The 23625-nt window shown below is 48.2% G+C and carries 25 protein-coding genes; 6 read left to right on the top strand and 19 right to left on the bottom strand.

Features of this window, described 5'->3' with window-relative positions:
* Positions 1 to 47: 47 nt before the first annotated feature.
* From nifS to nifE, 7 genes are all read right to left on the bottom strand, one after another.
* Positions 48 to 1301: a cysteine desulfurase NifS gene (gene nifS / locus EZV61_RS13700; protein ID WP_131416277.1), complete on the bottom strand. Its 1254-nt coding sequence runs from the start codon at positions 1299 to 1301 to the stop codon at positions 48 to 50.
* Complete coding sequence (gene nifU / locus EZV61_RS13695) at positions 1298 to 2170, bottom strand: Fe-S cluster assembly protein NifU (RefSeq protein ID WP_131416275.1); 873 nt, start codon at positions 2168 to 2170, stop codon at positions 1298 to 1300. The genes nifS and nifU overlap by 4 nt, the downstream gene beginning before the upstream one ends.
* Before the next feature lie 508 nt (positions 2171 to 2678).
* Positions 2679 to 3221 (bottom strand): SoxR reducing system RseC family protein, encoded by a 543-nt coding sequence (locus EZV61_RS13690; RefSeq protein ID WP_131416273.1) that lies wholly within the window; start codon positions 3219 to 3221, stop codon positions 2679 to 2681.
* Positions 3222 to 3233: 12 nt separating this feature from the next.
* Positions 3234 to 3536: a ferredoxin III, nif-specific gene (gene fdxB, locus EZV61_RS13685; RefSeq protein WP_114336424.1), complete on the bottom strand. Its 303-nt coding sequence runs from the start codon at positions 3534 to 3536 to the stop codon at positions 3234 to 3236.
* A 173-nt stretch (positions 3537 to 3709) separates the two neighbouring features.
* Entirely contained in the window at positions 3710 to 4192 is a 483-nt protein-coding gene (locus tag EZV61_RS13680) for a NifB/NifX family molybdenum-iron cluster-binding protein (protein WP_114336423.1), read from the bottom strand.
* Between the two features lie 31 nt (positions 4193 to 4223).
* Positions 4224 to 5663 carry a nitrogenase iron-molybdenum cofactor biosynthesis protein NifN gene (gene nifN / locus EZV61_RS13675; RefSeq protein ID WP_131416271.1) on the bottom strand — a complete coding sequence of 480 codons (1440 nt, stop codon included), beginning with the start codon at positions 5661 to 5663 and terminating at the stop codon, positions 4224 to 4226.
* A complete protein-coding gene (nifE, locus tag EZV61_RS13670) occupies positions 5650 to 7104 on the bottom strand; it encodes a nitrogenase iron-molybdenum cofactor biosynthesis protein NifE (protein ID WP_131416269.1) in 1455 nt (484 codons plus the stop codon). The genes nifN and nifE overlap by 14 nt, the downstream gene beginning before the upstream one ends.
* Positions 7105 to 7443: 339 nt before the next feature.
* Here nifE and EZV61_RS13665 point away from each other — a divergent pair, with 339 nt between their 5' ends.
* Together EZV61_RS13665 and EZV61_RS13660 are read left to right on the top strand one after the other, a co-directional pair.
* On the top strand, positions 7444 to 7914 hold the full coding sequence (locus tag EZV61_RS13665) for a hypothetical protein (protein ID WP_131416267.1): 471 nt from the start codon (positions 7444 to 7446) through the stop codon (positions 7912 to 7914).
* A 356-nt stretch (positions 7915 to 8270) separates the two neighbouring features.
* The gene (locus EZV61_RS13660; protein ID WP_131416265.1) at positions 8271 to 8822 is read left to right on the top strand and encodes a hypothetical protein; all 552 of its coding nucleotides are present in this window, start codon (positions 8271 to 8273) and stop codon (positions 8820 to 8822) included.
* Between the two features lie 143 nt (positions 8823 to 8965).
* On the opposite strand, the gene EZV61_RS13655 is transcribed toward EZV61_RS13660, so the two are convergent.
* Positions 8966 to 10045, bottom strand: a complete 1080-nt coding sequence (locus EZV61_RS13655) for a cellulose-binding protein (RefSeq protein ID WP_131416263.1) — start codon at positions 10043 to 10045, stop codon at positions 8966 to 8968.
* Positions 10046 to 10079: 34 nt separating this feature from the next.
* Positions 10080 to 10607, bottom strand: a complete 528-nt coding sequence (locus EZV61_RS13650) for a hypothetical protein (RefSeq protein ID WP_131416261.1) — start codon at positions 10605 to 10607, stop codon at positions 10080 to 10082.
* A gap of 217 nt (positions 10608 to 10824) precedes the next feature.
* On the opposite strand from EZV61_RS13650, the gene EZV61_RS19545 reads away from it, so the two are divergent.
* Together EZV61_RS19545 and EZV61_RS13640 are read left to right on the top strand one after the other, a co-directional pair.
* Complete coding sequence (locus tag EZV61_RS19545) at positions 10825 to 11121, top strand: hypothetical protein (protein ID WP_205695388.1); 297 nt, start codon at positions 10825 to 10827, stop codon at positions 11119 to 11121.
* 281 nt (positions 11122 to 11402) lie between these two features.
* Positions 11403 to 12125, top strand: coding sequence for a hypothetical protein (locus tag EZV61_RS13640; protein WP_131416260.1), 723 nt, complete (start codon positions 11403 to 11405; stop codon positions 12123 to 12125).
* Positions 12126 to 12381: 256 nt separating this feature from the next.
* On the opposite strand, the gene EZV61_RS13635 is transcribed toward EZV61_RS13640, so the two are convergent.
* The gene (locus tag EZV61_RS13635; RefSeq protein ID WP_205695387.1) at positions 12382 to 13524 is read right to left on the bottom strand and encodes a hypothetical protein; all 1143 of its coding nucleotides are present in this window, start codon (positions 13522 to 13524) and stop codon (positions 12382 to 12384) included.
* Positions 13525 to 13548: 24 nt separating this feature from the next.
* Positions 13549 to 15264, bottom strand: coding sequence for an NAD-dependent malic enzyme (locus EZV61_RS13630; protein ID WP_131416257.1), 1716 nt, complete (start codon positions 15262 to 15264; stop codon positions 13549 to 13551).
* A gap of 222 nt (positions 15265 to 15486) precedes the next feature.
* On the opposite strand from EZV61_RS13630, the gene EZV61_RS13625 reads away from it, so the two are divergent.
* Positions 15487 to 16074: a DUF938 domain-containing protein gene (locus tag EZV61_RS13625; protein ID WP_131416438.1), complete on the top strand. Its 588-nt coding sequence runs from the start codon at positions 15487 to 15489 to the stop codon at positions 16072 to 16074.
* Between the two features lie 23 nt (positions 16075 to 16097).
* Here EZV61_RS13625 and EZV61_RS13620 read toward each other — a convergent pair whose 3' ends face one another.
* Complete coding sequence (locus EZV61_RS13620) at positions 16098 to 16715, bottom strand: hypothetical protein (RefSeq protein WP_130565721.1); 618 nt, start codon at positions 16713 to 16715, stop codon at positions 16098 to 16100.
* A 339-nt stretch (positions 16716 to 17054) separates the two neighbouring features.
* On the opposite strand from EZV61_RS13620, the gene EZV61_RS13615 reads away from it, so the two are divergent.
* A complete protein-coding gene (locus EZV61_RS13615) occupies positions 17055 to 17609 on the top strand; it encodes a PEP-CTERM sorting domain-containing protein (RefSeq protein WP_131416255.1) in 555 nt (184 codons plus the stop codon).
* 57 nt (positions 17610 to 17666) lie between these two features.
* Here the strand turns inward: EZV61_RS13615 and cowN are convergent, their stop codons facing one another.
* From cowN to nifH, 7 genes are all read right to left on the bottom strand, one after another.
* Positions 17667 to 18068 (bottom strand): N(2)-fixation sustaining protein CowN, encoded by a 402-nt coding sequence (gene cowN, locus EZV61_RS13610; protein WP_205695386.1) that lies wholly within the window; start codon positions 18066 to 18068, stop codon positions 17667 to 17669.
* Entirely contained in the window at positions 18065 to 18397 is a 333-nt protein-coding gene (locus EZV61_RS13605; RefSeq protein WP_131416253.1) for a DUF6129 family protein, read from the bottom strand. Before EZV61_RS13605 ends, cowN begins: the two co-directional genes overlap by 4 nt.
* Complete coding sequence (locus tag EZV61_RS13600; RefSeq protein ID WP_165569612.1) at positions 18391 to 19074, bottom strand: NifB/NifX family molybdenum-iron cluster-binding protein; 684 nt, start codon at positions 19072 to 19074, stop codon at positions 18391 to 18393. The genes EZV61_RS13605 and EZV61_RS13600 overlap by 7 nt, the downstream gene beginning before the upstream one ends.
* Positions 19075 to 19107: 33 nt before the next feature.
* Positions 19108 to 19320 (bottom strand): putative nitrogen fixation protein NifT, encoded by a 213-nt coding sequence (nifT, locus tag EZV61_RS13595; protein ID WP_114336411.1) that lies wholly within the window; start codon positions 19318 to 19320, stop codon positions 19108 to 19110.
* 55 nt (positions 19321 to 19375) lie between these two features.
* Positions 19376 to 20947: a nitrogenase molybdenum-iron protein subunit beta gene (gene nifK / locus EZV61_RS13590; RefSeq protein WP_114336410.1), complete on the bottom strand. Its 1572-nt coding sequence runs from the start codon at positions 20945 to 20947 to the stop codon at positions 19376 to 19378.
* 95 nt (positions 20948 to 21042) lie between these two features.
* Positions 21043 to 22509 carry a nitrogenase molybdenum-iron protein alpha chain gene (gene nifD, locus EZV61_RS13585; protein ID WP_114336409.1) on the bottom strand — a complete coding sequence of 489 codons (1467 nt, stop codon included), beginning with the start codon at positions 22507 to 22509 and terminating at the stop codon, positions 21043 to 21045.
* Positions 22510 to 22569: 60 nt separating this feature from the next.
* Entirely contained in the window at positions 22570 to 23451 is an 882-nt protein-coding gene (gene nifH, locus EZV61_RS13580) for a nitrogenase iron protein (protein WP_114336408.1), read from the bottom strand.
* Positions 23452 to 23625 lie beyond the last annotated feature (174 nt).

Genomic DNA, 23625 nt, shown 5'->3' with positions numbered 1-23625 from the left:
CTATGCCTATTGGCCCTACCTCTGCCCCGTTAGACGGGGCAAGTCGGTTAGCCAAATACTGGTGCAAACTCTTCAGTATGAGGCACCCCTTCCGCTTCATTCCAGTACGGCGATAAGGTGCGTAGTTTGGCAACTATGGGCGGCAGCTCCTGTAGCACAGCGTCGATCATCTCATCGGTGGTAAAACGGGAGAGGGAAAAACGTATCGCGCCGTGGGCTGCGGTATAAGGGATCTCCATCGCTCGCATCACGTGACTGGGCTCTAATGAGCCAGAGGTGCAAGCGGAGCCTGACGACGCGGCAATACCGAACTGGTTCAGCATCAACAGGATCGATTCACCTTCTACATATTCAAACGCCACATTGCTGGTATTAGGCACGCGATTGCCTGGATCGCCGGTAACAAAAGCGTTTGGCACCCGCGCCAACAATCCCTGCTCCAAACGATCACGCATCATACTGATACGAGCGGTGTCGGTACGGACGGACTCGGCGGCTATGGCCGCTGCTGCGCCAAGGGCAACCACACCACTGACATTTTCGGTACCCGCACGACGTCCCCGCTCTTGATGGCCACCGCGCATCAATGGGCGGAACTTGGTGCCGCGGCGCAGATAGAGTGCTCCGATACCTTTTGGCGCGTGAAATTTGTGGCCCGACAATGACAACAGATCGATACCGCTATTGGCCACCTGGATCGGCACTTTACCGGCTACTTGAACCGCATCAGTGTGAAACAAAATGCCGTGGGCTTTCGCCAGTTCAGCCATACCGCGGATCGGAAACAATGTACCGGTTTCGTTGTTCGCCCACATCATGGTCACCAGTGCCACGCGGTCACTCAAGGCGGCTTTATAAGCGTCCATATCAATGCGGCCTTTCTTGTCGACCGGGATCCAATGAATGGTGTAACCCCTGCGCTGCAGGTGCTCACACATCTGCAAGGTGGCCGGATGCTCAACCACCGAAGTGACGATCTCCTTGCGCTCTGGGAACGCTTCCACTGCGGATAAAATCGCCGTGGTAGTGGCTTCGGTGGCGCAAGAGGTAAACACCACTTCGCTACTGAATTCAGCGCCAATCAATTCCTGAACTTGCTGCCGCGCAGTTTCGATAGCCTGCCCCACCGGACGACCAAAGCTATGAATGGATGAGGGGTTGCCATAAAACTGCGTCAAAAAAGGCAACATCGCTTCAACCACTTTCGGATCGACCTGCGTCGTCGCATTATTGTCCAGATAGGCACTGCCTAAGGGATCGCTTTCTGGCGTACCGGTACAACATTTGTAGTTCAAGTTCATGACACACCTCCTGCGTGAGCAGCGCCGCCCACCGGATAAACAGTAATGGGCTCCGCCAAAGCTTCGCTCAGGCGTTGTTCGATCATCGACAAAGTGGCACCCGACAGGCCGCAGCCAGAACACGCACCGGTGAGGGTGAGAAACACCATGTCATCGTCAATATCGGCGAGCTGTACATCACCACCATCTGCCTGCAGCATGGGGCGAAGTTCATCGAGCACCGCTTCGACACGCTTCACGCGTTCGACAATCGATTTTGGCGGCGTCAGTTCGACGCTGGCTGGTGTACTGGCGGCATCGTAATCTTCGATGCACGACTCGAGTACCCACTCAATCTTTTCATGACAAGCAGAGCAAGCACCGCCGGCTTTGGTGTAGTTGATCACCTCTTCGAGGGTACTGAGTTTGTTTTGTGCCACCACGCGGCGGATCATCACATCGTCAATGGCAAAGCACTTACAGATCAGTTCGCCCTCTTCATGGTCATCAACAAACTCTTCGCCACGATACTGGGCAATGGCGGCGTGCAGGGCTTCCATCCCCATCACCGAGCAATGCATCTTTTCCGGCGGCAAGCCATCAAGAAAATCCGCGATCTCCTGATTACTAACTGCTTTCGCTTCATCGATGGTTTTACCAATAATGATCTCTGTTAGTGCAGATGAAGAGGCAATCGCACTGCCACAACCAAAGGTTTGAAACCCGGCATCTTCAATGATCTCTGTATCTGGATTGACCTTGAGCGTTAAACGCAGCGCGTCGCCACAACTGATAGAACCGACATCACCAATCGCATTGGCCTGCTCGACCACTTTTGCATTTCGTGGTGTAAAAAAGTGCTCTTTTACTTTCTCTGAATAGTTCCACATAACCGACGCCCCACTGACTGATGAATTTGTTAGGGAGACAACCAGGATTGCAAGGAAGGGAAAGAGAGTGACAAGTGGGAGTGCAGCTAAAACGATGTGGGAACCGTTAACACTGCTCGAGTCCGGACTCCGGCACTTGTCTAAAAACCTTCGTTGCAATCACTGGTTATCACCCACAGTCACTATTGCAATTCAGGTGCCTGAGCGGTTAATCAGCCTAACCTAATGGTTTAATAAGGTTTTTTGTTAACACCTACGCAACAACAAACGAGACATGGCTCACATTAACAGCGCTTTTTGTCAGCTTTGTAGGATTAACGACATCGGCACTGTCGCAACTAAGTGGTTATCCCCTACCTGAGCCAAAGCATGAGTTGCTGGCCACTCGTGGGCATAGAGGCCGCAACGGCTGCCCGTGAAAAATTGAACTGAGAACAGATTACAGGTGAGTCGTCGCAAACAGACTTGAGTGCAGCGAATAGCTGAGCATAACTAAATCGGTAGAGATTCAGTCATGGGTGACGGAGATCGGTACCTCTGACTCAGTAGCAACCAGCTTAACCTGCGGTGGTGCATGGGTGGCGGTGTAGTGGGCCAACCACCGATGGCTTAGCCAGCTGCCGCCAGCGAATCCGGCACAGGCCAGCCCGACAAACCATGGGTCGGAAAGCGGCGGTATTAAATTGGTGGCGATCAACCATGTGAATAATAAGAGTACCGACACCACCATCAATAAAGGCGGCACGAACAGACGCAATAACACACTCAACATCTGTTTTTCGTCGCACTTAATAACGATCGCTTGCTGCGGCGTAAATAGATCCGCCGGTTGACCATCAGCCATTGATACAGCGCTGTGGCGGTCAAACTCATCCCGATCTATTTCATCTTTGTGTATGCGCATCGTAAACGTGCGGGGATCGGCTTGTTGCAGCACCCCGGTAGCACACTGCTGTTGTTGGGCGCAGGCGCTACAGCCACCCGCCCGTCGCCCTTCAACTGTCAGGTACTCATCATCCACTGCAACGACACGAACCGGGATCTGACTCATAGACGTCTAAACTCAGAGCGCACTGGCTGCAACGTGGGTGTGGCAATCCTTCGGACAGACTCGGGCACACGCGCTACAACCGATACAATCATCGGCATTCTCGACATCCATCACCATCATCACGTCGTCTTCATAATCGTCGTACATATCATCATCTTCGTCGATCTCACGCTCAACCAGATTAAATACGTCACGTGGACACACCTTGTAACAGCGGCCACATCCGATACAAGTGGACTGATCAACCTCAGTAACGAATTCAGGCTCCCATGGCGTTCCGCCTCGGGTGATCGCCTTATATTTTTCTGCACTCATTGTTCTCTCCTAATACTTAAGTTTGATAAAAATCCTGTTTCCCGCTGAAGAGCATATAGACCCCTCACCCCAGCCCTCTCCCCTTGGAGAGGGAGCAAATATGTACAACATCTTCTCCCCTGGGGAGAAGATTGAGATGAGGGGTATTTGCTCTTGCTGTTGTCAGCGATTAACTACCAATCTTCATCCAGCAAGCCGACAAGGCGCTCCAGTTCATCCACCTGACTCTGACGCTTTTTTAGCAATGCTTTTGCAGGCCAGCTTTCCGGTTCGGCGATCATCTGCTGCTGGATCTCTTCCAGTAAGCCGCGAATACAACTACCCTCTTCCAGCTTCAGCGGCTGCACGCCTTGATTCAGCAACTGGCGGATCGCCGGTGGCCCACAGGCAATAAAGTGCACCGCAGCACAGCCAGATAATGCATTAATCCTGGGCTGTAATTTGCCATCATCATGGCCTTGTGCAGCGTGCTTAAATTCAACCGCTTCCACCAAGTGAAAGTCATCTTCGTTGATGGCATAAATCATGAAGCTGCGTGCCGACCCAAAGTGCTGATCGACCGTTTCTTTGTCGCCAGTGGCAAACGCCACGCGCAATTGACTGATCGGTGAATGCGCATCTTCCACCACATGCAACACCCGCTCCGGTTGATTCATTTCGAGCTCCTTATGCTCTAAACAGCACGCTCTAAACCGCGACGTTTTGACTCACTGTTTCCGGCCCGAAACGATAGCGGCTGACATGGGCAGGCACCTCATCCTGATGCTGCGCCAGTAATATATTCACCATGGCAAACAGCCTGCTACGGGCGCCTTCGTAGCCAATCTGCAATAGATCAGCCGTACCGTAGCGGTCATGGCAGGGGTAGCCGGCACGCAACACGGGTAATTTGGGCTCGCACATATTGGCGGTATGAGTGTTGCCTATCACCAGCGAAACTTTGTCCAAGGCGGGCTCCAGATCCGACAGATCACCGACCACGATCTTCTTGATCGGTAGGCGCGCTAACAACGGCGAGTCGGTGGCTGTCACTAAGCGCGAGATCTCACAGCCTTGCTCGGTCAGCAGGGCCGTATAGCCCAGCGCCATATCACTCTCCATCGCCATGGCGATGGGTGCCGTGCTGAGATGAAAATGGCTATCTAGCATCGCGTCTTGCAAGCGCTTTCGGGCACGGGTTAACCACGCTGGCACCGGCTTACCACTGAGTTCAGCTAATCGCATCACCAGTGCGTCGGTGTTCGCCATCCCCATTAATGAGGAGAATTCAAAACAGGGCACAGCAAATTTTTGCTGTAACCACTGCCCAACACCAAACAGGGATTCACCGAACACCAAGGTGGCAGCACTGGACGCCATCTCTTCGAGTTCCAGCACCGACGTGCCGCCAGCACTGGTGGGCGAAAAGTCATCATCAGCCAGATGGCCATCCATAGAGACCGACAGATCCGGCAACATGATGGTGCTGAGATCAAATGCATCCAAATAACGATGTAATAACTCAACATCGGCGGGCGTCATCGCCACCGAGCAAAGCAGGTTCACCTGCCGCTTACGACGCGCTTTAACAACCGGTGCACGGGCTATCTGTTTGACCAAAGCACTGACACCATTGGCAAAGCCAGTCTGCATAGAACCCACAAAATCTGGCGTTGCCATGGTGACCACATGGATATGGCTAAACTGGGGATGTGCGACTTTAAACTCTTTCACCACGCGGTCGATATCACTGCCCTGCATCTCTGTCAGGCCGGTGGTGATCACTGAAATCAGTTCCGGTTGATGCTTTTCACACAGCAACACCAACGCTTCCATAAGATTACTGTCTGCACCCATCACGGCTGCGATCTGATCAACCGCAGAGTTTTGAATCGGCACAGGTTCACGGAAGTGTTGGATCAAATACACCTTGGCAAAAGCGCAACAGCCCTGTGAACCGTGCATCAACGGAATACTGTTGCGTATGCCCAGCGTCGCCAGCGTTGCCCCGGTGGGTTGGCTGGTTTTTAACGGGCGCTCGGTTAACGCGCGACGATTACGCTCCACTTTCTGCTGTACTGAAGCCTGCTGTACTGACCCTTGCGTTGCTAAAGATGACGCCGGTGATGATGAGTTATTCTGACTCATGATCGTAACCTCCCTGCCGCTGTTCACTGCAAATAGCGGGTGCATAAGCACCATGAAATGTCCCTGTTTGCCAAGGAGCATCACTGCGCACATGTTGCCAAATCGGGCTCTGTATAGTGCGGCATAGCTCTTTAGCAAAAGTCAGCATGCCGTCATAACCGGCATAGGCGTGTTCACGCTCTTGGTTAATATCGAGGAATGGCAGGCGCGCTTTCAGTGCGGTGTACATGTTACGGCCACCCGCAATCATTAAGTCGGCTTGATAATGCGCGGCCACATCCAGCAGGTTTCGCGCCCCGCCCTCATCCAGCATCTGCGCGTCTTCACCCATGATCTCGCGAATGCGGGCTTTGTCCTCTTCGGTGGATTTCTTGGTGCCGGTCGCGACCACTTCAATGCCCAGTTCCTGCAACGCCGAAACGATGGACCAGGACTTCACCCCGCCCGTATAAAGCAGCGCTTTTTTACCTTTTAACTGCTCACGATACGGGGCTAATAACGATCGAATGCGGCATTCATTCCTGCCAGTAAATTCATCGGTATTGGCAATCAGATCGGCATCGCCAATTAATTGCGCAAACTGCTTTAATGCATTGGACGTATCTTCGATGCCATAAAAGCTGCCTTCAAACCAGGGTATATCCCAGCGCTCTTCCAGCATTCTGGCCACATTCACCTGTGCCCGCGAGCACACCACCATGGCGGCGTCAGCGCGGTGCATAGTCTGAATTTCATGGAAGCGCGTGTCGCCCGCCATACAACAGAGAATGCGATATCCCAGCTGTTCAAATAGCGGTGACACATGCCAAAACTCACCGGCAATGTTGTACTCACCGATAAACACGATATCGTGCACCGGACGCTCTGGATGATGGTGCTGCATTGGCTTCGGCGGTGGCTCGGCGGTACCCACCACCTTCTTCACCATCACATCACCGGCAACACGGTTACCCAGATTCTTGCTGCCATAAAAGCCGGCAGCATCGACCGCGATCACGGGTCGCCCCCAGCGGGATTGGGCTAATTCACAAATGGCATCAACGTCGTTACCCTCTAACGCAGGTACGCAAGTGACATAAACAAATACCGCGGGCGGATCGTGCTTCTCAATCACTTCACGAATGGCATGCAACAGACGCTTTTCCGCCCGCCCCATGATCACATCCTGCTCATTTAGGTCGGTAGTAAATCCCAACCGAAACAGGTTTCGCCCACTGGCACGGGTGCCGCGGTTGTTCCAGCTATTTCCCGCACAAGCAATGGGGCCGTGGACGATATGAGCCACATCCGCGATCGGCAACAAACTGATCTGCGCACCATCAAAACTGCAGCCCCCCGCCGTCGCTCCAGGTACAGGGCGACTGCAACCACTCTTGCCTTCAGTTTTGTTATGACTGCAAGCCGGTTCATCCTGTAACGCCGCTATCTCACTTCGTTTCATGGCACCTCCAGCATGGCTATCAACACAGAGACTCAACCGCCCCGCGTTTGCCATCCGGCTAAGGAAAATTGTCGTCACAATGACAGTTGCAAAAGCAAGGCCACGGTTAAGTGGTTGTTTTTATTAGATTGGCGTTTGTGGGGTTTGCGACAAAGTGTGTGGGGGTGTGGGATGTAGACTGCGAAGAGTTAGTGTCTAGGTGTACCGATATGAACACCTTTAGCGCGTTTGTGTCCAACTACGCATTAAGGGCAAAACTGAAAAAAATAGGATTGTTTATAGGTGCTTCTAACGTAATCTTACATCCTATAACGTATTATTTTTTTGGGTATATATTCAATGCAATCAATTAAAATGACTCGAATGACAGTGATTGCTGGCCTCACAGTCTTATTTAGCAGCACTTATGTTCAAGCCTCGCCTGACGAAACACCGTATAAAATATACGAAGATAAAGTCACTAGCTGCATTAACGCTGAACAGAAAAAAATCAGCGTCACCCCGGCGGACTTTAAGGGCATTTCCCAGCAGGCGTTTTCTGTCTCTGCTTTTTACATCAAAGAGCAGCGAATTGTAGATTGCTCTGCAAGGGAAGAACTTGACGCTATCGCTTATGAACTCGCAGGTTCAAATAAGACAATAGAGCCATCAGATTTGAAGAACCGCTACTTGTCTATTGGCTTAATAGAGAAGAAAGCTGCATTTTATCGTCTTCCAGAAGCAGACCGCACGGCCTTTTTGGACGCGGTCAAAGGAAAAAACCTTGAGGTCAGCCTGATTGAGATCTTCGACAAGCTAGATAACAAGTAAATCTAAGTTCTGTTTAGCCATGCATATTCTGGTAAATAGCACTAAAGAACCGAAAGGACAGCTATCTCTCATCAACTCAACCTGCGTACCTAAAATCCAGTAACGCACACACAAAACAACAGGAAAAAAACGTCATTTGGCTATCGTGTCGGATGGGGGGCCCTCGCCGTTATTACTGTGTACGCTTCTCATAATCTTGACTCGGTTCAGATCCTTGTTTGGCTCGCTTGCTGTATGATTGTTCGATGTTTTTCTGATATTTATTAGTTCGACGATACATACGCACCTCCTACCTTGTAAGGTAGGCTAACCTTGCAAGGTCGTACTAATACACAGTTATATTACCAAAGGAAATCATGCGCACATTTCTAACAATCTTAATTTTAGTTTTGATTCAAGGATGTATTGCTTACCCTGGAACTTATTACTATCCAGAATCGAAAAACGGTAAAATCATATCTATTGGGAGTTGCGGTGATAATTCTCTATCAAAACTAATTATAGAAAATAATGATATTAAAATTAGCACTCAGGCCGGAGATGTGCAATGGAATTACGATCAAACATGGATTTGGTTTGAAGTAAATTCTGACAAGAAATTTAATATTTCAGTGAGCCCAAGTACAGTTTCATTTGCGTCAAGTGAAAACGCTATTGCTCCTCACGAAGTTACATATTCTTATAGAATTTCTGATAAAGAGTGGTTTAGTGAAGACTATACCTCAGTCCTTAAAATCCCTTCTGATACAGTAAAAACAACATACTTTAGAATTATGTTTAGATTTAAAAAACAAGAGAATATAAATTTAAATATTAGGGGTTTAGAAATCAATAGTAACCCAGTAGATGATATTGATGTAAATTTTAAAAAAAAAGAAACAATTAGGCTTTCGGCACTAAATTGCTAAAGAGAACCGAAGGGACAGCCATCTCTCATCAACTCAACTGGCGTCCCTAAAATCCAGTAACGCACACACTAAGCAACAGAAAACCAACGTCATTTGGCTATCGTGTCGAATGGGTGTCCTTCGCCGTTCTTCGCCGTTTGCCACTAAAGCTTTTTTGGAAAGAACACTTCTTTAGTTCTACCTGCTTTGATTAATGCGTTCATAAGGCTGGCAAACATCAGTGGATCTGTTTCGAGCAGTTTTAGCCTATCCAGATATTCGACCACATAGTCATGTATGAGAAACAGAATCATATCGACTCCTTTGAGATCGTAACGCATGATATTCCAAAGTGCTGGGCAACCTCTTTTTAGCATACGACTGCTATCTGCCGCTCTGTCAATGTGGCCTTGCGCCTTAAGTAGATTAACCAGCGCCCCAGCTAACCCGCCTTTTGCGATTTTACGGAGTTGACTGAAGTTCTTCTTTGTATGTGCTGTTAATTGAGGAGACTTGAGTATTTTTAATGAAATTTGGTAAACGATGATGGCGATAATTGCGTTAGTTAGCTTTACCCCTACTTGTTTTCCTATGAATTGTCCGGTTCGTCCTTTAAGCAAAGAGCTGGCATTTGCCAGTTGGGAGGGATCAGGGAGATTGATTATTCCAAGTTGCGCTGCGGCTTTTATGTAGCCTTCATTCAGAGCTGAATCAACCTTCAGGGCTCCAGTTTCTGCAATAGCATTAATGTACTCTTTGGGTAGTATCGAAATATAGGCACTGACGACTGCTGTAACGCACTGGGCAATGGGATTAAAAATTGATTGAATATCCATTTCCCAAGCTTTCTTCATAGTGGTTGCGAAAGCTTGTGCTACCACTAAGTTTTCTCCTCCAACATCTTGAAAACGTTGTTGCCCCTGTAGTCCTAATCCTTCAGTTGTTCTGTCAATTCCGCCAGCGATCCGTGCTGGTGTATCCACTGCTCGGGTTTTGATGCCATCGATGACGCCTGCAAGAAAATGTGATTCTTTCTGAATTCCTCCAAGAACGGTGGAATAAGATGTGTTTGGAACGGCTCTACGAAATGTGGGGCCATGACAGCCAAAGTCACAGGTTTGCCATTTTTTCTCGTAGGTACTGGTTCTACCCAGCATAGATATATTGGAAAAATGAATACTTTTGTAGGCTTCTATGTACTTATTGATGCCTAATTCACTAACTAGATTGCCATCGTGTGTCATGTTAAGTCCTTATAACATTTATCGTTGTTAAGAATTATTCATTTATATTTTCGATTAGGAAGTTGAATTCGTTTAATACGCTTTCTTTGCTCTTCATTGGCGTATGTAAGGTGACAAAAGAGAGGTGATTCTCATACTTCATTTCTATTATTTCGATGTAGTAATCTTCTTGTGTATCTAGAACTTCAACAAAATAACCATTACCTTGTGCCCTAGTGACATCGCCGTACTCTACCTTAGCATCATTTTTAAGATCTTCTAATAAGGCTACATTCAGATATTCTTCGACGTACTGCTTCAAAGTCTGATCTGCTCCCCTTTTATCGAATACTTTAATTGAGACAGTGGATGACACGGACGTCAGGATATTAATATCTCGTCGTTTTGGAGAAATATAATAATCCTGTACAACTTCCCAACCTGTAGGTAGCTGCATGACAAAGCCGTCTTTTTGATATTCAGATGAGTCAAGTGAGCGAGGGGTGTCACACCCAGCTAAAGCAGACAACACAAGCGCAAAAATGATTGGACAAACAATAAGTGAAGATATAGTTTTTTTCATTGAGCTGTCCTCCATGACTGTCAACCAGTAATCCTACATCGATGATATGAGTTTTTCAAACTCTGTAGCGCAGCTTTAACGGGGAGGCCGCCCCACCCGAACCTATGGTCAAAAGAATTAGACTTCTAAAATAAAAGGACGCCCATTTTCATTTGACTGATTTTTGAACAGCTTCTGCGCTTTTGAGTAGTTATTCTTTGAAAGTAGGGAAGCTGTTATGACTCGTCCCCGCTCAGAATTGGTATCGCCACCCGATACCCTTTACTACCACTGTGTTTGTCGTTGTGTGCGTCGTGTGTTCTTGTGCGGTGAAGATAGATTTCTAGGGACTGATTACAGCCACCGCAAAGCATGGGTGTTAGAGCGTTTAACCCTGTTAGGTGAAGTATTCACCATTTTGGACTGGTTCCGCTCATCCTTGTTTTTAGCATTCGATTTTAAGGGACAACCGAAAGGACAACCATCTCTCATCAACTCAACCGGCGTACCTAAAACCCAGCAACGCACACACTAAGCAGCTGAAAAACAACGTTATTTGGCTATCGTGCCGGGTGGGTGTCCACGTTCCCGGCTTGAAATCGAGGCCTTGTGACAGCAATGAAAGTAAATTTAGGCACATTGAGTGGCATAAAAAACACCGTAAGCACTCTGTTTTTACACAGTTCGAACCGCTATGTTTCATCGTCCTGACATAGAAGGAAAGTTTCCTGTTTTTATCGGTTAGCCTTTACTGAAACGGTGCTTTAACTAACTGTTTTAACGGCTAAATAGCTGATAGAGTGTATTTCTTAATTAGTGATTGAAGGAAAAAATGCTTCCGGCATAGGAGGAAATTTTCCTTCTGCTTATACTGGTAACTTTCAAATGGTAATCATGGACGAATTAGATATCGCTAAAATTGCAACAGCTGTACTTGTTGCTATCATCACGGCTCTCATCAGATTGATTTACATTCGATTAAACCGTGATGGAGAGAGAAGAAAGATACGGTCTTCGAGCGTCGAATTGTTGGATAAATTGATAAATGAGCGCGAATGGAAGAAGAAAGAAAACAGATTGATTATCGAAGAAACGGTTGAGCAAATATTTTTCAAGCCTGTTAGTTACGACGAGATAAAAGTGCTCCTCTACGCAAATACTCCAAGCGTCGCCTTCAGAACATATCTAACATACAGGCCTGTAGTAGAACTTAACGAAGCTAAGTCGAAGTTTACATTCAAGAAAAACAAGCGCCCTTACTGGGTCTTGTGGTCGATAAAGATACACAGATCTTTTATAAAGGGATTACTTGGTTATCTGATCTTCGCAATACCGTCCGCTTTCACTATTAGCTGGATTCTATCTGATTCGTCAAGCTCCCTCGATCTATCTAACCTCATTGCTTTAGGGGTAGTCGCTGGTTTGTTCTGGCTGATGGGAGGGATTTTGCTAATTGATGGAATGAAATATCAAAGTAGTGAAAAAGAGCTAGTAAGAGATCTTGGTGAAAAGTTCAAAGTTAACAATACTGCTCACTAACTCGTCGCTCCACTCCTCGGGGACAAAGGCCACAGCGCGGCAAGCCGCTGGCCATCGCCCGTCGCTGCGGCGTTACCCATTCCCCAACTTGTTCCTTTCCAATAGTGAGTTACGGCGAATGACAGCTCCTCGCTCAAGCCTGATTGTCAGGCCTGATTGCAGCCGTTCACCTTCTACTGTCAGATTGGGTACAAGCCAGTACAGTTAGCCATACCTATTCTGCTAAACAGAACTACTTCAACATCACTAATCAATATCAATGCAACGTTGGAATCGCCGCCGCTAGCATCAACTTAATCTGGTCAACGATCTGCAGCTCTTTCTCTTTGTCATAGGCTTTCACCTTGGGTGTATGAATATGGCCAACGGGTACCTTACTGCCGATCAGATTTCTTAAGCGAATGGAGCGGTAGCTGATCTCATTGGACAAGTACCCTCCCCCCGAGCCTTGTACTGAGGTTTCACCCTTTAGCTCGGCCAGTGACGCGGGCGATTTTTTCCCCGTTAAAGTTTCGACGTTACGATTATCTGTCACAGGAAATGGTGCGTTCATCTCTTGGGCAAGGCTGATCATTTCAGCTGCAGGTAACGAATATTCTAAAAACTCGGGGCCTCTTAGCGGCTGCCCTTGTAACAACGGCACTAACGGCGCTTGGCTGGTGGCTCCGGTCAGTACATTCAGATTGCCCGGCGCTTCTGCACTGCGTCTTAAACCTGGAAAACGCTCCAAGTCAAAGCCATCACGCCCCATCGAAATGGTGACCACCATGTCGACTTTATTGTACTTAAAATAGGGCATCAGCAGCTTTTCAATCATGCCAGCGTCGAAGTCAGCAAAACGTACTGGGATCATCACCGCTTGCACCTCTGCCGACGTACCATCGGCGGTCAGCAGTTCGTTATCCAGCAGCAGTGCAGCTAGTCCCGACGGGTTGGATTGGTCGATATGACGATCTAAAAAGAACGGGTCAAAGCCCGTCACCAAGATACGTATTTTTGCCTTTGAGAACACGGCGGTGCCGAAGCCACGACTCTCCAGCTCGAACCTGTCTATCCATTGCGCTTTCGTCTCTGCTGGCAGATCTAAGCTGCGAAACTTGGCGTTTGCGGCTAAACGAAACCAGTAAAGTGGCCGATCATCAGCCTGCTGTTGGGCAATTCTTTTACCGATGTTGAAGCCCTCTCGGCCAATATCGGCGATCTGATCAAGCGTGTTTGACGTATCCAGACGAGCGATAGCCGCCAAGGGCTTTGCAAAAGGCGCCAGCAAGCCAGTCATTGCTTTTTCCGCATCCGGCAAGCGCTGTTCTTCGATGGTGAGTTTGTTGACATCATTGGCAAGCACAGCGGATACCAATGAAACGCACAAAAACACCATGGCAATAAGAGTTCTAAACATCAACAACCTCGATTTATTAAGTCACTACACTCGACGGTAAGGGAGGTAAATGGGCTCCCACATATGCGCAGCCAGCTCTTGATCTATCTCTTTGCCACACATACAACCGTCAGGATCTGTTTCCTGAATTTGCTTAAGCACAGCTTTGGCCACATGCATAGAGACCGCTTTTAATTCACCGATACGTGGGAACACGCAACCTTCATCAAGATCCTGTTGCGGTACATAATCAGCCAGTGCAAACGACGCCGTGGTGAACATCTCCATGGTGATCTTTTTTACACCAGAGACAATAGTGGCTAAGCCAACGGCGGGGAAAATGAACACGTTATTCCCCTGACCGATCCGGTATGGCTTACCGTCATATTCGACATCATCAAACGGGCTACCGGTAGCCACAATAGCCTGCCCTTGGCTCCACCGGTAGATATCTTCTGGTAACGCTTCACAATTACTGGTGGGGTTAGAGAGAGGAAACACCATGGGGCGCTGCGTGTAATCAAGCATCTTCTTCACGTGATTTTCTTTAAACGCACCACCAACACCACTGCAGCCGAGTAATACCGTCACGGCGACATTGTCAATCAACTCACTAAGATCTGCTTTGTTGTCTTGTTTTAACTGCCAGCCACTGGCTAATGAAACCGGCTTAGCGTAACGCTGCTTGTATTCATCCAGACCCTCGCGGTTATCGAACACCACGCCTTGAGAATCCAAAATGAATATACGATCTCTGGCCGCCTGATGAGACACGCCCTCTTTTAGCAGGCCAGCAAAGATCTGATCCGCAACACCTACACCACCGGCGCCGGCACCATAAACGGCAAAGATCTGTTCGCCCAGAGTTTCCCCTTTAATCTTGGTGGCACCGATAATACCCGCCAACACCACCGCCCCTGTGCCTTGGATATCATCATTAAAAGAGGGGATCTCATCCTCATACTTGGCCAGATTATTAAATGCGTTGGACTTACTGAAATCCTCCCACTGCAGCACCGCTTTAGGAAACTGCAGTTTGGTTTGCTGCACAAACTTGTCGATAAACAGTTTGTACGCTTCCCCTTTCATCCGTTTTTTCGGGATCCCTAGATACATGGGATCGTTCAGCAGATCCTGATTGTCAGTGCCGACATCTAACGCCACCGGTAAACAGTGGCCAGGGTGAATTCCCGCTCCCAAGGTATAGAGCGACAACTTACCAATGGGGATCCCCATACCGCCCGCACCTAAATCACCTAAGCCTAGAATGCCCTGACTGTCGGTTACGACGATGATTTTGATCTCTTTGCCAGCGAAGTGGCGTGCCATCTCCCCCATGCTGTCGACATTGTCTGCCGTTACATACAGGCCGCGAGCTTTTTGGTAACGATGACTGAACTCCTGACACGCTTTACCTACCGTCGGCGTGTAGATAATCGGTGTCATCTCTTCTACGTGGCGTGACAATAACGCATAAAAAAGCGTTTCGTTGCGATCTTGCAGCGCACGCAGAAACAGGTACTGTTCGATGTCGCTGCAGGCGCTAAGAAACCCCTGATACGCGCGTTTAAGTTGGTCTTCAAAGGTCTGCGGTTTCGGTGGTAACAAACCGTTGAGATTAAATGCTTCACGCTCTTCGTAACTGAAACCGGTGCTTTTATTTAGCAAGCGATCATTGAGTAGCTCGGTACCGGAGATCGATACGGGTCTAAACTCGTTACCCTGCGCATCTTTCCAACGTAAGTATTTACCTGTCGCCATCGGTTTGCTCCGCGATTGTATTGGTAGGGGATCAACTCAATAGAGGATAGAAGATCCCACCAAGATATCTGCATAACCCGCTATTAATTGGAGTTATTTTTTAGCCTTACCTTACTCTCTCAGCGGTCGCAAAATATGTTGTTAGATCACGAAAAACCTTCACTGCCGTTAACTAGGCAGAACTGATATATTCTGGTGTCTACCACACGAACCCAAGATCCCATGAGCAAACGTTTCAGCCAGTCCTGTGAAAACAACAAGCAGCCCATCTTAGAGCAACTCAAGCCACGCTTGGTGAACCAGCGCCATCTGTTAGAAATAGGCTCGGGCACCGGGCAACACGCGCAGTTTTTTGCTGAGCATCTGCCCCAACTGTGCTGGCAAACCAGCGACAGACCAGACAATCACCCCAGTATTGATGCCTGGATAGCAGAATTAAATCTGACCAACCTGCGTTCCCCGCTGTCATTCACTATTGGTGAGGACAATTGGCCTAACCAGCCCATCGACACCGTATTTACCGCCAACACCGCTCATATCATGCAATCCGAGGAAGTGCAGATAATGATGGCGTTAGTTGCAGAGCACTTACCACTCCAAGGGCTGTTTTTCCAATACGGGCCGTTTAACATTGATGGCGCTTATACCAGTGACAGCAACCGCGAGTTCGACCAATTTTTACAGCAGGAAGATTGTGGTGGGATCAGAGATATTGCCGAGCTTGAAAGATGGGCGAAGGGATTGATGCTAGTAGAGCAAATAGCGATGCCAGCAAACAACCTGCTATTGGTTTGGCGCAAGCACGGTTAAAAATCCGCCATACAGCAATTCTGTTAACGAAGCTGCTTAATCAATCTATCAATGCCTACGTATTTGATTTGTTCAGGACGGAGCGTAAGAGCCACGCCTTTATCATTAACATAGGTCACTGGGCCACTAAAATTAACCACTAATGCGCCCCCTTTTTCCATTATTCTCATCAATGGCAAAAGTGACTCATCAGCCTCTGCAGGACCAGCCGACAAAGCAATATAGCCCATATCATGCAGCTGACTCTGGTCAAGTTTATAAACGGCTACGCCATCAAAATATTCGGTGACTGATTCAACAAGCAGAAGTACTTTATTGTCGTATCCACGAAGCTGTAGCGCGACCTGATAAACATCACCAAAACCATCGGAAACAGACACTGGAGATGTGCCATCGACAGCATCTGATGTCAAAACAGCACGCCAACCATAGTTAATATCGGTATCTAACATTGATGCTCGACACACTGCGATATAATGGTGGTCAGTCACTTTCATGTGCTGCTGACAATTCTTCATGCCTTTAATTGTATAAGCAGGCACAGGTGAGTTTTTCATCTGATGATAGAAAGGATCCGCTTGGCTATGTCCAGCCACAAACAACAACATCAATGAAATCAGACAACATAATTTGTGCAACATCTATACATCCTAAGCTATGAATGGAAGCAGCTTTTAGAGAACTCGACGATTAACCTCATCTTGGGCTCTCCTTCCACAAGTATTCTGCCTGAATCAACAATGCTTGAGATCGAAAAATGAACATGCTGAATTACTAATCATGACCGAGGTAAACATAAACAGGCATCGATGGCGGGATAATACACCTATAACGTCGATAATTCTTACAAGGTTCAAATATTCCACCGACTTTGTGAGAAATATATATTACTTATCAAAACATTAGCAACATGGCCAGGTTCCTGCTTAATTGCAATGAGAATTAATATCATTACATTTAATAGCCAAGGAATAACAATAATGAAGCTAAAACATCTGGCCTTAGGCGCCCTTTTGAGCGTTTCAACAGCATCCTACGCTGCTCCATTCACTAATGGTGGCTTTGAATCTGGTGATTTGTCGCCGTGGGTGAACGTATCTTCGCCAGAATGGTACGTCACTGACACTGAATCCCATTCCGGAAGCTATAGCGCAACCGACGTCGGCAACTTTCAACTCAAGCAGACATTTGATGCAGTTGCGACAGAAAATGTTTCCGAAGTTTCCTTTTGGCTCAAGCAACCAGAAGCAGCAATCTCTTGGGTTGGTCTTTTTTACTCTGACGGCAGTTCAGTAGGAGATATCGTTAACCTAACGACGAGTGACTGGGAATTTTTTGATATCACCAGCTGGTTAGTCGCTGGCAAAGAACTGACTGGCTTTGGCTTGTATGGCTACTCAGGCGCAGGCCCAGATGAAGACAGAACCTATTTAGATGATGTCACTATTAGCTACAGTGCAGAGGTTCCTGCGCCGGGTATTCTTGCCCTGTTTGCTCTGTCTATACTTGGTTTTGCCGCTGCGCGTAGAAAGTAGGTAATACGGTCACCGCGCTGAAGAGATAAAACGCCTCACCTTTGATGGGGCGTTTTTCTAAAAACAAAGTTCTTCGAGTTCGTCCAGCGCTTGCAGCCCCTGCTCGTCGCCCTGCTCTTCAAATAGATCGCGAATATAAAACACATTAGCGTGCAACAGATACAGGGGGTCATGTTTAAGCCCTTTGCCAGCTAAATAGTCGACATATTGCTGGCGAAATTTATCCCAGAATGCATTCCCCACCCCTGGTTGTTCGGTCAATGCGAGTAGATGGTCCATCAACTTTTGGGCGTTGCCCTCACAGTCAATGCCAGCAAAACTCACATAGCGATCAACGGCCTGCTCTGATTTATCACTCTCTGCCGCTTTGTGCTGCTTGCATGCACACGCCATTTTATCTACCTCAACTTCGTTCACCTTGCGGCCCCAATCAATTTGTGGCCGCAAGGCTGCCTTCACCAATTCTCTCTTGTGGCGATCACCAGGCCTATGCTGTGTCTGACGTCGTCGGTAAAGCAGGCACAACCCATGCTGGCGGCCATCAAGAAAACATCAAACTCAGGTTGGCTAACAAAGGGCGCACGTTCAGCCATATCATCCTCAGAACAGAGGATAAACCTAACGTCTGGATGCGCCTGACGTAACATGCTTAAGGTATGATCTTTTGCCCCTAACTCGGTCAGCAAAAGTAGGCTGTGTTGCAACACACGATCATCGAGTGTCGCGTCGATCAGCATATCATTCGGCTGCACCTTTGGTGCCTCCAGTCCTCCCATAGTCCCTAACATGGCACGCCCTCCACTGCTCTTTCTGTCGATTCCATCAAACGTTGTAACCAAGGTGCAGGTTTGCCACCCACCACCTGTTGCATGCGTTCAAGCACGTCGCTGCACGCCCCCGGTTGGGCTTGCTTAATAGGGTGAACGTTGGCACGAGTCACTTTCGCCGCAGCAGGCCCCCCAATAGAGAGGGTCGACAAGATATGGCAGTCACTGATTAGCGACAGCATAAATTCGGAACGCTTTTCGCCACTCTCACTACATGTCACGGGTCTTACATCAACAAGCTGATGCTGTTCTGCGTTGACCTCATACACCAATACCCGTAGGCAAGATCCGAAATGACCATCAAGCCGCTCTCCGTTATTCGACGTCATTGCCACGCGCAATTTCTTACCGCTCAGGGGGACTGATGGGAGAACTTCTGGCGCTTCCATGGTGTCAACTTCGTTGCTGTTGAAGATGGCGAATGCCTGCGCAAGATTTACTCTGTCGGGTTGCTCGGGCTGCGCAGAAAAGATCTCGCGTAGCTGCTTCGGCGACAACTGCCGTAGTTTCTTCTCGGTGAGCGGTTCTCCCAGCGTATCCACCAATAAACTCAGCAGCTGCGATAGAGGGATCTGAGGTAACGCCTTCGCAGCCAATGCGATGCGTAAGGCTGCAGTTTCAGAGACTGGTGCGGTCATCATTATCTCCCGACTAATTAGACATTAGAACTATTACGCGCGACGGGCACGAACAGTCACAGGTAGCTTGGGTGACGGACTGATGGGCTCGAAATAGTAACCAGTACCATCAGCCAGTTGGATCTCGCCACCCAGTTGTTCTGGTGAATCAAACTCAATCGAGGTCACCATCTCTTCGAGATCTTTCTTAGCGATGTAACAGGAAAGCTCGCCACTTTCTTCCCGGCGGATCATTACGTTCGGCATTGCTTTCTCCTTGGTTGAAAGAGGTACCGGGGCCTTCACCCCGGTACTTCATTCTTTAACGTACCAGGTCGTAACCGTAATCGGTTCTACCCATGTCGCTAGTATCAGCGTCCAACTTCTCAAGTACCGCGTTAACCAGTGTGGTTAACATGTACATGCCACCTTCATAACCTAGCGTGGTGTTGCGATGCAGGTGATGACGGTCGAAGATTGGGAAGCCGAGACGGATCAGCGGTACTTCAAACTCACCGCCTTTCGCCTTGGTATCACGCTGAATAAACTTGGCGTGAGAGTTTCCAATCATGAAGTCAGGCTTATTGGTGAACACCAGTGAACGGAAATGCCACAAGTCCTTACCAATAAAGATCTCTGTATTAGCGGTGTAAGGAGAGTCAGCGATCAACGCTTCCATCTTCTTGCGCCAGCGCTTATTACCGTTGTTGCAGAGGATATGCTTAATCTCACAACCTAATTCCATAAGGAACTTGGTTAAGCCCATCAGGTAATCTGGATCGCCATAGATAGAGAAACTGGTGCCGTGCAGCCATGTATGGGAGTCGGTGATCATATCCACCAAACGGCCACGCTCTGTTGCCAGCGACTCAGGAATAGGCTTGCCTGACAGTTCAGATACCTTCATCAGGAAGTCATCTGTCCAATCAACACCCATTGGGATGTTGGTTGCAGGTACTTCGTGCTTCCAGATACCTTCGACGTATTTCTTGGTTTTCACCAACTGATCAGGCTGCAGGAACATGGTAGTGATCGCGTTTGGCGCGTCAGCCACTTCCGCTAATGGAGTACCGCCTGCGTACATGCGATATTCGCCATCAGCCGGGGTATCAAGTACTTCAGACGGATCACACAGCAATGTGTAATCGACGCCCATCTCCTGCATCATGCGGTGCATCACACGGTAGTTACCAAGATAGGTTTCAAAGCCTGGTACCAGGTTAATTTTACCGTTACTGCCGACGGTTTTGTCTTCCATCTTGTTAACGCTGAAATGACGCAAAACACCTTCGAACATACCGTCCCAGCCATTGACATGACTACCAACAAAACTTGGCGTATGTGCGAATGGCGTAGGTAGCTCTTCAGGAATGTAACCCTCTTTTTTGGCGTTACCGATAAACGCGTTGAGGTCATCCCCGATCACTTCCGCCATACAAGTGGTGGATACAGCAATCATCTCTGGCTTATACAGCGCCAAAGAGTTTTGCAGGCCATCAAACATATTCTTCTGGCCACCGAATACTGCGGCATCTTCGGTCATTGAATCCGAGACACAAGCCACGGGCTCTTTGAAATGACGATTAAAATAGGTACGAAAATAGGCAACACACCCCTGCGAACCATGAACATAGGGCAGTGTGTTTTCAAAGCCCAGCGCACACAGGACGGATCCCAGTGGTTGGCAGGCTTTGGCCGGGTTAATTGTTAGGTTTTTCCGGTTGAAGTTAAGCTCTTTGTACTCTTCACCGGTCGTCCACTCAAAGACCTCTTTCACCTTGTCGGCGTCGTGGCTTTCTTCAAACAACTCGCGTTTGCGAGCCATCATCTCCTGGTACTCTGGCTGTCCAAATAATGGATAGCCAGGTTTGATATCATCTACTGTCTGACTCATAATCTTTCTCCTCCCGCGCCACTCATCTGTGAACTGACGGGCCGAGTGATACACATAAGCGGCATGCCGCCTAACCTGTTTCGTCGTGCTGCAACTTAGCCGTTAACGACCAGTTTTTCTTCAGCTTCAGCTTTCCAAGGTGCAGTCAGCTTGCTCCAACATGGGTTGTTCAGGGTCATATCCATATCGCGGGCGAAAATGGCGAAGCCATCGAAGCCGTGATAAGGGCCTGAATAGTCCCAGCTGTGCATCTGACGGAAAGGGATGCCCATCTTCTGGAAGATGTATTTCTCTTTCACACCGGCACCAATCAAATCGGGCTTAAGCTGCTCAGCGAATTTTTCCAGCTCGTAACCTGTGACATCGTCATAGATCAGCGTGGCGTCTTTCACTTCAGGAATCGTCTTGGTGTAGTCATCGTTATGGCCAAATTCATAGCCAGTACCAACAATTTCCATGCCCAAATCTTCATAAGCACCGATCACGTGGCGTGGACGTAAGCCACCGACATACAGCATCACTTTCTTACCTTCCAAACGTGGACGGTATTTAGCGATAATCGGTTCCCACTGTGCCTTGTACTTGGCGATCACTTCTTCCGCTTTCGCTTGAATCGACTCATCGAAGAACGCAGCGATTTTACGCAGTGACTCTTCACACTTGGTCGGGCCAAACAGGTTGTACTCCATCCATGGAATGTCGTACTTCTCTTCCATGTGGCGGCAGATATAGTTCATTGAACGATAACAATGCACTAGGTTGAGTTTTACTTTGGGTGTGTTTTCAATCTCTGGCAAAGTACCGTCACCAGACCACTGTGAAACAACTCGCAAACCCATCTCTTCAAGTAAAATACGCGAAGACCAAGCATCACCACCGATGTTGTAGTCACCAATAATGGCAACGTCATACGGTGTAGTTTCAAACTCTTTGTCTTCGACCTTGTCGAGGACATGATCGCGCAGCGTGTCGTTGGCAATGTGGTGACCCAAAGACTGACTCACACCACGGAACCCTTCACAACGCACTGGGACAATGGTTTTGCCGATCTCTTTGCCCTTCACTTTGGCAACCGCTTCGATATCGTCACCGATCAAGCCCACCGGACATTCCGATTGGATTGAGATCCCTTTCGATAATGGGAACAGAGTTTCGATTTCATCAACGATGGTGGATAGCTTTTTATCACCACCAAAAACGATGTCACGCTCTTGGAAATCAGAGGTGAAGTTCATGGTGCCGAAGCTATTTACGCCAGTAAAACCGGTGTAATAGTTACGACGACCCGCGCGGGAGTATTGACCGCAACCGACTGGACCATGAGAGATATGGATCATGTCCTTGATTGGACCCCATACCACCCCTTTTGACCCTGCGTAAGCACAACCACGAGCTGTCATCACACCGGGCAGTGACTTACGGTTGGCGGTAACACACTTATTTGATGACGCTTCTGCATCATTCGCCGTCAAATGCTTAAGACGATCTTTTTTCGCCTTTTCTGGATAGACCTCTAGCACCTCATCGATAAGCGCTCGAGTGTCCTCTTTTTTCATAGACATAACAGTCTCCTAAAGAGTTTTTAAACACCTGTTCTTATCAGAACCGTGTCTGCAGATGGATTAAGCCACCGCTTCTTCTTCCGCTTTCTTACCGATAATTGAAGTGTCTTCCTCTTCCATGATGCCGAATTCCATCAACAGCTCTTCAAGCTCATCCATGGTGACCGGCTCTGGCACAACAAACAGTTCGTTGTCGATGATCTTGCGTGCAAGAGCACGATACTCATCAGCCTGATTACACTTAGGATCGTACTCGATCACTGTCATACGACGGATCTCAGCACGCTGAACAATGTTGTCACGTGGTACGAAATGGATCATTTGTGTACCGATCTTGGCGGCTAATGCCATGATCAGCTCATCTTCACGATCGGTGTTACGAGAGTTACAGATCAGACCTGCAAGGCGAACACTACCGGTCGCTGCGTATTTACAGATACCTTTTGAGATGTTGTTAGCGGCATACATCGCCATCATCTCACCAGATACAACAATGTAGATTTCCTGTGCTTTGTTCTCGCGGATAGGCATGGCGAAACCACCACATACCACGTCACCCAGTACGTCATAAAATACGAAGTCGAGGTCTTCTTCATAAGCGCCCTCTTCTTCGAGGAAGTTGATCGCTGTGATAACACCACGACCAGCACAACCTACACCTGGCTCTGGACCACCGGACTCAACACAACGAACGCCGGCATAGCCAACTTTCAGTACATCATCCAACTCAAGATCTTCAACAGAACCGGCTTCAGCAGCCATCTCCATAATGGTGTTCTGCGCTTTTGCGTGCAGGATCAAGCGGGTTGAATCGGCTTTAGGATCACAGCCGATGATCATAATTTTCTTCTCAGCTTCGGCCAGCGCAGCAACCAGGTTTTGTGTGGTGGTTGATTTACCGATACCGCCTTTGCCGTAAATGGCACATTGACGAATAGCCATGGTGTTTCCTCCAACATCGTTCAATTCAAAAAAGGTTCCCGATATGGATATTGCGAAAACTGCGCCAGACAAGGCAAAACAGATTAACTAATTGTTTTTTAATGATTTATATAGAGGTAATTACAAAAACAGATAGGCGACAAAGCTCACATTAATGAACGGTTGTCGGGTTGT

Origin of the sequence: Corallincola luteus (genome assembly GCF_004336975.1) — a bacterium.
GTDB lineage: Bacteria > Pseudomonadota > Gammaproteobacteria > Enterobacterales > Neiellaceae > Corallincola > Corallincola holothuriorum.
This window is presented reverse-complemented; position numbering and strand designations above follow the sequence as displayed.